The sequence below is a fragment of the Diaphorobacter ruginosibacter genome, from assembly GCF_040396215.1.
GTDB lineage: Bacteria > Pseudomonadota > Gammaproteobacteria > Burkholderiales > Burkholderiaceae_C > Diaphorobacter_A > Diaphorobacter_A ruginosibacter_A.
The window spans coordinates 1-8,922 of record NZ_JBEBOW010000142.1 but is presented as its reverse complement, the minus strand read 5'-3'; the positions used below and the strand labels follow the sequence as shown (position 1 = coordinate 8,922).

Annotated in this window: 9 protein-coding genes; 1 reads left to right on the top strand and 8 read right to left on the bottom strand. The window is 64.6% G+C overall.

The genetic code is table 11. From position 1 onward, the window contains the following. Nucleotides 1–58: 58 nt before the first annotated feature. The 3 genes from ABWP92_RS14840 to trhP form a co-directional block, all read right to left on the bottom strand. Nucleotides 59–352, bottom strand: a complete 294-nt coding sequence (locus ABWP92_RS14840; RefSeq protein ID WP_353236169.1) for a hypothetical protein — start codon at nt 350–352, stop codon at nt 59–61. A gap of 120 nt (nt 353–472) precedes the next feature. Continuing rightward, on the bottom strand, nt 473–1,408 hold the full coding sequence (locus tag ABWP92_RS14835) for a ParB N-terminal domain-containing protein (protein ID WP_353236168.1): 936 nt from the start codon (nt 1,406–1,408) through the stop codon (nt 473–475). Nucleotides 1,409–1,474: 66 nt separating this feature from the next. Continuing rightward, nucleotides 1,475–2,848, bottom strand: coding sequence for a prephenate-dependent tRNA uridine(34) hydroxylase TrhP (trhP, locus tag ABWP92_RS14830; protein WP_353236167.1), 1,374 nt, complete (start codon nt 2,846–2,848; stop codon nt 1,475–1,477). Nucleotides 2,849–2,996: 148 nt separating this feature from the next. Here trhP and ABWP92_RS14825 point away from each other — a divergent pair, with 148 nt between their 5' ends. After that, nucleotides 2,997–3,752, top strand: a complete 756-nt coding sequence (locus ABWP92_RS14825) for a sulfite exporter TauE/SafE family protein (protein WP_353236166.1) — start codon at nt 2,997–2,999, stop codon at nt 3,750–3,752. A 20-nt stretch (nt 3,753–3,772) separates the two neighbouring features. Here ABWP92_RS14825 and ABWP92_RS14820 read toward each other — a convergent pair whose 3' ends face one another. From ABWP92_RS14820 to ABWP92_RS14800, 5 genes are all read right to left on the bottom strand, one after another. Next, nucleotides 3,773–4,453, bottom strand: coding sequence for an anaerobic ribonucleoside-triphosphate reductase activating protein (locus ABWP92_RS14820; protein ID WP_353236170.1), 681 nt, complete (start codon nt 4,451–4,453; stop codon nt 3,773–3,775). Nucleotides 4,454–4,503: 50 nt separating this feature from the next. Continuing rightward, a complete protein-coding gene (gene nrdD / locus ABWP92_RS14815) occupies nt 4,504–4,704 on the bottom strand; it encodes an anaerobic ribonucleoside-triphosphate reductase (RefSeq protein ID WP_353236165.1) in 201 nt (66 codons plus the stop codon). A gap of 31 nt (nt 4,705–4,735) precedes the next feature. After that, entirely contained in the window at nt 4,736–6,748 is a 2,013-nt protein-coding gene (locus ABWP92_RS14810; protein ID WP_353236164.1) for a ribonucleoside triphosphate reductase, read from the bottom strand. 170 nt (nt 6,749–6,918) lie between these two features. Then, the gene (locus ABWP92_RS14805; RefSeq protein ID WP_353236163.1) at nt 6,919–7,497 is read right to left on the bottom strand and encodes a response regulator transcription factor; all 579 of its coding nucleotides are present in this window, start codon (nt 7,495–7,497) and stop codon (nt 6,919–6,921) included. Then, nucleotides 7,484–8,842: an ATP-binding protein gene (locus ABWP92_RS14800; RefSeq protein ID WP_353236162.1), complete on the bottom strand. Its 1,359-nt coding sequence runs from the start codon at nt 8,840–8,842 to the stop codon at nt 7,484–7,486. The genes ABWP92_RS14805 and ABWP92_RS14800 overlap by 14 nt, the downstream gene beginning before the upstream one ends. Between the last annotated feature and the right edge of the window lie 80 nt (nt 8,843–8,922).

Sequence of the window (8,922 nt, the reverse complement as noted above, 5' to 3'; positions counted from 1 at the left end):
AGCGGGGAAGCGTGGGGAGGCTTGTCTGCTGCCCGTGCTGACTCTCTTTGGGTGCGCGTCAGGCGATCCGCACGTCGAAATAAGCCTCTTCCACCGCAATGCCCTGGAAGCCCGCCTGCCGCGCCTTGTCGAATGCCTTCAGCCAGGAGCGGGCAAGCTGCTCCTGCTCCCCCGTGATCTCGCTTCCCTCGGCGGCGTCCGTGTATGAGCGCCAGGCGTCGATCATGCTTTGTTCATCGGGAAAGAACCGCTCGATCTCCCGAAGGAAGCGGGCTTGCGCGCGCTCCTTCAAGGCCGGTTCGATTCCATCGCAATCTTGCAGGGTGACCTCAATGATGTTGGCTACTTCCATGATACTAATTACTGTATGAATGAACAGTTATCAGTATCTGGTTTTACTGTCGTTTTGTACAGTATTTTAAAAATATTTCAGCGCTTGCAACGATGAAGGCGCACCGTGCCCGATGGGGCATCACGCCTGCTCGGCCAACAGGTCTTGCAAGGCCTTGACCTGCTGGCGCAGGCGCTCGTTTTCGGCTTCGAGTTCCGCCACGCGCAGGGTCAGTTCCTCCGCTGATTTTGCGGGGATGCTGCCGCCATCTTCCTGCTGCGCGGCGGCGGGGGCTTCGGCCTTGGGTTTTTTTCTGGAGTCGCGCACGCGCTTGGCGGCCGCCTTGAGTTCCTGCGCGCCGCCTTGGGCGGCGGCGGCCTGTTCCTCCCGAGAAAGAGAGGACACCACGGCGGCAGCATTGAGGGACAGCTCGCCGGTCTTCACCGCGGCGACCACTTCGGGCGCTGCGTTTTCCTGGATGGCCTCGATCATCTTCACCTGGCTGGCCGTCAGGCGTGCTGCGCGGGCGAGGGCTTCGCGGGTGTCCAGGGCGGCGTCGGGGACCTTGGCGACCTTGGCGAGCGCCTTTTCGACCACCGGGTCGGTGTCGCCTTCCCAGGGGGCCTGCTCGCCGCCGTTGGCTTCCTTGGCTTCGGCCCTGGCCGCGATCACCGCTGCGGCCGCGGCCGCGCGCCGGTCGGCGATGATTTCGCGCTTGCGCAGCGCCAGCACGCCGCGCTGGAATTCGCTGACGCTGCGGCGGCCCAGGTGCTGGTCGATCATCCACAGGTGCACGTCTTCCATGCTCTTGAAGCGCGTGTTCTGCACCGTCTGGAAAGGCAGGCCATGCTTTTGGCAGATGCCGAAGCGGTTGTGTCCGTCGATCAGGATGTTGCCCCACAGTACCAGGGAGTCGCGGCAGCCTTCTTCGAGCAGGCTGCGCTCGAGGGACTCGTATTCATCGGCGGTGAGCGGATCGATGTAGGCCTTGAGTTCGGGCAGAACCACGATGTCGTCCGCGGTGGGACTGACCAGTTTGTTGTCGGGATCGGCGTTGGCGGGGAGTTCGTAGGTCATGGCAGCAAAACAAAGGACAAAGGCCCTGGATGGCAGGGCCTTTGGCGAATCAATGGAAAAGTGGAATCAGGCAGCCAGCAGGCGTGAAATCAGCGCGCCTTCGACCGGGCCTTCGAGCGGAATGCGCACGCGCACGGGATTGCCCGCGGCGACCTGCACGGGCTCGCCTTCGAGGTTGAACATCCGCTCGAGCTTGACCTGGCGGTTGCCCTGCGGGTGAATGATCTCCAGCGTGTCTCCGACCTGGAAGCGGTTCTTGGTCTCGATCTCGGCCAGGCCGTTCTCATAGCCGCGCACTTCGCCCACGAAGTGGCTGCGCTGCAGCACGCTGTGGCCGGTCTCGTAGTTCTGATAATCCTGCGAGGGGCGGCGCTCCAGCAGTCCGCCCGTGTAGCCGCGATTGGCAAGGCCTTCGAGCTCGGTGATCAGCCCGGGGTTGAACGGCCGGCCGGCCACGGCGTCATCGATCGCGCGGCGATAGACCTGCGCGGTGCGCGCCACGTAGTACAGGCTCTTGGTGCGGCCTTCGATCTTGAGCGAGTCCACGCCGATCTTCACCAGGCGCTCGACGTGTTCCACGGCGCGCAGGTCCTTGGAGTTCATGATGTAGGTGCCATGCTCGTCCTCCATGATCGGCATGTGCTCGCCGGGGCGGCCCATTTCCTCGATCAGGTAGACCTGCTCGGCCTTGGGGTGGCGCTGTCCGTCGCCGCAGGTGGAGGTGAACATCGAGTCGGCTTCCTCGCGCGCCTTCTCGAAATTGAAACCGTTTTCCATGGTCTGCGCGAGCGCTTCTCCGGTGTTGGAGTCGACTGCCGCGTCGTGCGTCTTGTACTCCCAGCGGCAGGCGTTGGTGCAGGTGCCCTGGTTCGGATCGCGGCGGTTGAAGTAGCCCGAGAGCAGGCAGCGGCCCGAGTAGGCGATGCACAGCGCGCCGTGCACGAATACCTCGATCTCCATGTCGGGGCATTCCTGGCGGATCTTCTCGATCTCGTCGAGGCTCAGTTCGCGCGAAAGGATGATGCGCGAGACGCCCGCCTTCTGCCAGAACTTCACCGTGGCGTAGTTGGTGGTGTTGGCCTGCACGGACAGATGGATCTCGGCTTCGGGCCACTTTTCCTTCACCATCATCATCAGGCCCGGATCGGCCATGATGAACGCATCGGGCTTCAGCTCCATCACGGGGGTGATGTCGCGGATGTAGGTGCGCACCTTGTCGTTGTGCGCGATCAGGTTGCTCGTGACGAAGAATTTCTTGCCCCGGACATGTGCTTCCTGGATGCCCTGGGCGATCTGCTCGAGGCGGAATTCGTTGTTGCGCGCACGCAGGCTGTAGCGCGGCTGGCCGGCATAGATCGCGTCGGCGCCGAAGTCGTAGGCGGCGCGCATCTTGTCGAGGGAGCCTGCGGGCAGCAGCAGTTCGGGGGCTTTGAGAGTCATATCCCGCTATTTTCCCAGAACTGCGGCGCAGGATCATTGCATCAGGTTTTTTGCGTCCGGGCAGACGCGGCCAGCCTTCGGAACCGGCCGCGTTCGCTTCGGAAATTCCGCATTGGACGTTCGGGCCGGCCAACGCACAATCGCCCGGATGAATGTGTTGAACAATTTTTCTGTACTGCCGGCATGGCTCTGGATGGCGATGGGCGTGTTCGCGCTGGCGGGCATGGTCAAGGGGGTGGTGGGCCTTGGCCTGCCGACCGTCGCCATGGGCCTGCTCGCGTTGCGCCTGCCGCCTGCGGAAGCGGCTGCCCTGCTGATCATTCCCTCGCTCGTCACCAACATCTGGCAGATGCGGCCTTGGCGGGCGCTCGGCCTGTCGGTGGCTCGCATGTGGCCCATGCAGGCGGGCATCGTCGTGGGCACCGCCGCTGGCGCATGGCTGATCGGGGCACCCGCGGGCGCGTGGGCCCATGTGGCGCTTGGAGTGGCGCTGGTGGCCTACGCGGGCTGGGCGTTGCTGGGAGCCCGCTGGCATGTGCCGCCGGAGCGCGAGCGCTGGATGGGGCCCGTCGTGGGGGCTGTCACGGGCGGCGTCACGGCGGGAACGGGCGTGTTCGTCGTTCCGGCGGTGCCGTACCTGCAGGCGCTGGACATGCACCGCGACGAGCTGATTCAGACGATGGGGCTGTGTTTTACCGTTTCCACCGCGGCGCTGGCGGCCGGGCTGGCATGGAACGGCAGTTTCACGGCTGGCGATGTGGGCTGGTCGGCCGTGCTTTTGCTTCCGGCGCTGGCCGGAATGCGGGCTGGCGCCTGGCTGCGCTCACGGCTTTCCGCGCTGTGGTTCAGGCGATGCCTGATGGTGAGCCTGGCGCTGCTGGGGGTGTCGATGATCATGCGCTGAGCATGTCGGCGCCATGCGCATCATTCACGGCGCACGGTGAATGACGGGAACAGGGCCTGCAGGGCATCCAGGGTCGCGGCTGCCGGATAGTCGGGCATGGCCGGAGCCTGGCAGGTGTCCGTCGATCTAGCGATCTGCAGGACGTGGTGGGTGACGCCCCGCGCCCGCAGGTCCTGGGCGAGCCGCAGCAGCGCGCCATCGTCCAGCCAATGGGCATGCGCCGTGGTCCTGGTTTCGTAGGCGACGCCCGAGGCGATCAACGAGCGCAGGCAGGCGGCCGTGCTTTCGGCGCTGCCCGCGATGCCGGTGAGCCGGGCATAGGCATCGGGGTCGCAAAGCGGCGCCTTGACGTCCAGCCCCACCCAGTCCGCCAGCGGCAGCACCTGCCCGAAGTGCCGTGGATGCGTGCCCGCGCTGTGCAGCCCGACGGCCAGGCCGAGGCCGCGCACGTCCCGCATGGCGGGCTCCAGCATCGGGTCCGTCGTGGGCTCGCCGCCGCTGAAGACCACGGCGTCGATCAGTCCCACCCGCTTGCGAAGCCATTGCAGTGTGTCGTCCCAGTGCATGTGAACGGGTGTGCCGCGCTGCTGCAGATGCGGGTTGTGGCAATAGCCGCAGCGCCACGGACAGCCCTGCACATACAGCACGGCGCTGAGCTTTCCGGGAAAGTCGATGCTGGTGAACGGCGTGATGCCGCCGATGCGCAGCTCGCGGGGAGCGCGAGCTGCGGGCCTGCCGGCCGCGACGGGCGTCAGTGCGATGCCGGGCAGCATGACTCGCTGAAATGCAGCCGCTCGGCGAACTCGCCTTGCTTGCCGGTATTGAACGATGCGACAGGGCGGTGATAGCCCATGACGCGCGTCCAGACCTCGCAGCGCTGGCGCTCGTCGTCGCGCAGCGTGATCCGGGTGCGCTGCTGCGCGGCCGTGGTGGTTGAAATGCTTGTGCTCATGTGTGATTTCCTTTGAAGAGTGAAACGGACATCAGGCCAGCTCGCGCTGCTTGCGCGCGAGTATTTCTGCATCGCACCTGGGGCAGAACTCGTGATGTCCAGCGAGATAGCCGTGCGTCGGGCAGATCGAGAAAGTGGGTGTGACGGTGATGTAGGGCAGCCGGAACCGCGTGAGCGAGCGCCGCACCAGGTCGCGGCAGGCCTCGGCGCTGGACAGCCTCTCGCTCATGTAGAGGTGCAGCACGGTGCCGCCGGTGTATTTGCGCTGCAGTTCGTCCTGGCATTCGAGCGCCTCGAACGGATCTTCCGTATGGCCGACCGGCAACTGGGACGAGTTGGTGTAGTACGGGTTCTGCGCGGTGCCTGCCTGCAGGATGGAGGGAAAGCGCTTGCGGTCTTCCTTGGCGAAGCGGTACGTCGTGCCTTCGGCGGGGGTGGCCTCCAGGTTGTACATGTTGCCGGACTCTTCCTGGAACGCCACCATGCGCTCGCGCACGTGGTCGAGCAGGCGCACCGCGAACGCATGGCCCCAGGGCGAGGTGATGTCGTGCTCGTCGTGCGTGAAGTTGCGGATCATCTCGTTGATGCCGTTCACGCCCAGCGTCGAGAAGTGATTGCGCAGCGTGCCGAGATAGCGCTTGGTGTAGGGGAACAGCCCCTGGTCCATGAGGCGCTGGATCACCTTGCGCTTGATCTCGAGGCTTTGCCTGCCCAGCTCCATGAGGGTGTCAAGGCGCGCGAAAAGCGCTTTTTCATCGCCTGCGTGCACATGGCCCAGGCGCGCGCAGTTGATGGTCACCACGCCAAGCGAGCCCGTCTGCTCGGCCGAGCCGAACAGACCGTTGCCCCGCTTGAGCAACTCGCGCAGATCGAGCTGCAGGCGGCAGCACATCGAGCGGATCTGGTTGGGCTTGAGCTCCGAATTGATGAAGTTCTGGAAATACGGCAGGCCGTAGCGCGCCGTCATCTCGAAGAGCGCGAGCGCGTTGGGGCTGTCCCAGTCGAAATCCTGCGTGATGTTGTAGGTGGGGATTGGAAAGGTGAACACGCGGCCCATGGCGTCGCCGCTCGTCATCACGTCGATGTAGGCGCGGTTGATGACGTCCATTTCCTCCTGCAGGTCGCCATACTGGAAAGGCATTTCCTCGCCGGCGATCACCGGCACCTGTTCGCGCAGGTCCTCGGGGCAGACCCAGTCGAATGTGAGGTTGGTGAACGGCGTCTGCGTGCCCCAGCGCGAAGGCACGTTGAGGTTGTAGATCAGCTCCTGCAGGCATTGGCGGACTTCCGCATAGCCCAGCCGGTCCTTGCGCACATAGGGCGCGAGATAAGTGTCGAAGGAACTGAAGGCCTGCGCTCCGGCCCATTCGTTCTGCATGGTGCCCAGAAAGTTGACGATCTGCCCGACGGCGCTTCCAAGGTGCCTGGGCGGCCCGGCCTCCACCTTGCCGGGTACGCCGTTGAGCCCCTCGTGCAGCAGCGTGCGCAGCGACCAGCCCGCGCAATAGCCGCTGAGCATGTCGAGATCATGGATGTGCAGATCGGCATCGCGGTGGGCCTGTCCCACCTCGGGCGGATAGACATGATTGAGCCAGTAGTTGGCCACCACCTTGCCCGATACGTTGAGAATCAGCCCTCCCAGCGAGTAGCCCTGGTTCGCGTTGGCATTGACGCGCCAGTCGGTCTGCTGCAGGTACTCATCCATCGAGGCCTGCACGTCCACCAGGCTCTTGCGCGCGTCGCGCAGATTGCGGTGCTGCTCGCGGTAGACGATGTAGGCGCGCAGCGTCGCGCGGTACCCGGCATCGAACAGCGTGGACTCCACGGCGTCCTGGATCTGCTCGATATGCGGAGTGGCGCTTTCGAGTCGGGCCAGCCTGGGAAGCACGCCGTCGCGGGTGAGCGTGGCCGCCACGTCCTCATTGAATTCCGCGCTCGCCGCTCCTGCCTGCGCCAGAGCCCTGGCGATCTTGGCGGGGATGAATTCGGTCACCGCGCCCTGGCGCTTGATGACGAATGCCGGGTGATGAGGTTTCTCTTGCATGGTGCTCTCCTGGCGCTATAGGTAGCGTTCGGATTGCATCATAGACACTAGATGTAGTGTGTGACGCCCACGAAAAACGATCTTTCTGGAATTGGGTGAGGACTTGAATCCAGATCAAAAAGTACGTCTTATGTGCTGGACAGGGAGAATCGGTACGGCAGAAAAACGTCTCAAACCCTGCGCTTTTCGAGCTTGCGTGTCAGCGTTCTGCGATGCATGCCCAGGCGGCGCGCGGCTTCGGAGATGTTGAAGCCGGTTTCGGCCAGCACTTCGTGAATGCGCTCCCACTCCAGTGTCTTGATGGAGCTGGAACGGTTGGACAGCTCGATGTCCTCATTGCCCTCGGAGAGCCCGAAGGCGGCCTCGATATCGTCGGTGTTCGACGGCTTGGCGAGATAGTGGCAGGCGCCGAGCTTGACCGCCTCCACCGCCGTGGTGATGCTGGCGTAGCCGGTGAGCACCACGATCAGCATGTCTTCGTCGTGCGCATGGAGCTTGCGCACGCAGGCCAGGCCGGTGGCCTCTCCCTTGAGCTTCAGGTCGACGACCGCGTAGCCCGGAGTGTGCGATTGCAGCAGCGCCTCCATCTGCTCCAGGCTGTCGGCCTGCAGCACGCGGTAGCCGCGCCGCTCGAACGAGCGGGCGAGCGTGCGGCCGAAAGCCTCGTCGTCCTCGACGACGAGCAGCAGGCGCTCATCGTCGCAGGGATCTGCGGCGGGGCAGGCATTCTGAACCTCAGGATTTTCCATGTTGCTCGTCTTCTTCTGCTGTCTCGTCATCTATCGCGGGCAGGCTGATGGCGGCAAGCGGCAGCGAAATGCTGACCACCGCGCCGCCTTCGGCGCGGTTTCGCGCCTGCACGCTGCCGCCCAGCGTCCGCGCCACATTCATGGCGAGGAACAGGCCCAGCCCGCCGCCCGGCCGGCCCTTGCTGGATTGGTAGGGCTTGCCGAACTGGGCGAGGATGTCGTCGGAGAAGCCAGGCCCGTCATCGGATACGGTGATGAGCAGCGCGGCCTGCGTGCGCTCGGCGGCCAGCGCCACCCAGTGGGGCGAAGCGTCCCTTGCATTGTCCAGCACATTGAAAACCATCTGCTGCAATGTGGCATCGGAGACCATGGGACCATCTTCGCCGAAATGGTTTTCGTAGATGAAAGTGCGGACATAGCGCGTGCGGTGCCACTCCCTGGCCAGCGTGTCGAGAAACTCGCAGACCGTCGTCTCCGCCGATGCCTCGCCGCGCGCCTCGCCCGCGGACAGGAGAATGCCGCTCACGATGGTCTTGCAGCGCTGCACCTGCACCTGCATCTCGGCGATCTCCTCCTGCAGCACCGCATCCCTGGCGAGCGAGGGCTCGCGCTTCCAGTCGCCCAGGATCACGGCCATGGTGGACAGCGGCGTGCCCAGCTCATGTGCCGCGCCGGACGCCAGCAGGCCCATGCGCACCACGTGCTCTTCCTCTATGGCCCGCTGGCGCGCGGCGGCCAGCCGCGCGTCGCGCTGATGCAGGTTGCGCGCGATGCGCGTGATGAATACCACGATCAGGATGGCGTTGAGCACGAAGCACACCAGCAGCCCGATGACGTAGGGGCTGGCCAGTCCGCGGATTGGATCGTGCGCGAGCGGCAGGCTCAGATGGTGGTTCGAGAGGATGAAAAAGCACAGCGTGGTGATGAGCACGATCGTCCAGATGTACCCGCCGCGCAGCAGCATCGCGCCCACCGCGATCTGCAGCAGGTAGAGAAACACGAATGGATTGCCGGTGCCGCCGCTCAGGTAAAGCTGCACGGTGAGCACGGCCACGTCCACCAGCAGCGCCAGGAACAGCTCGACATTGCGCACTCCGCGTCCGGTTCGCCAGCGCAGCAGGCTCACCACGTTGAAGATGGCGAGGCAGCCAACGACCATCAGCATCTCCCGCACCGCCAGGTCGAGATGGAGCGTGTAGTGCGCGACCTCGATGGTGAAGATCTGGCCGACCACGGCAATCCAGCGCAACTGGATGAGCTGGTGCAGGTTCTTCAGTCCCGCGTGCGCGCGCGACGAGCGTGTGGCTCGCGCGGGAATGCCCGTGGTGTCAATGGCGCTGTTCATGGAGCTGAATTGTCGCCAATTCAGCCATCGCCCGCAGCACGCGGGCTTTGGCGGCGCTCTCAGAACGTGTTTACGATCTC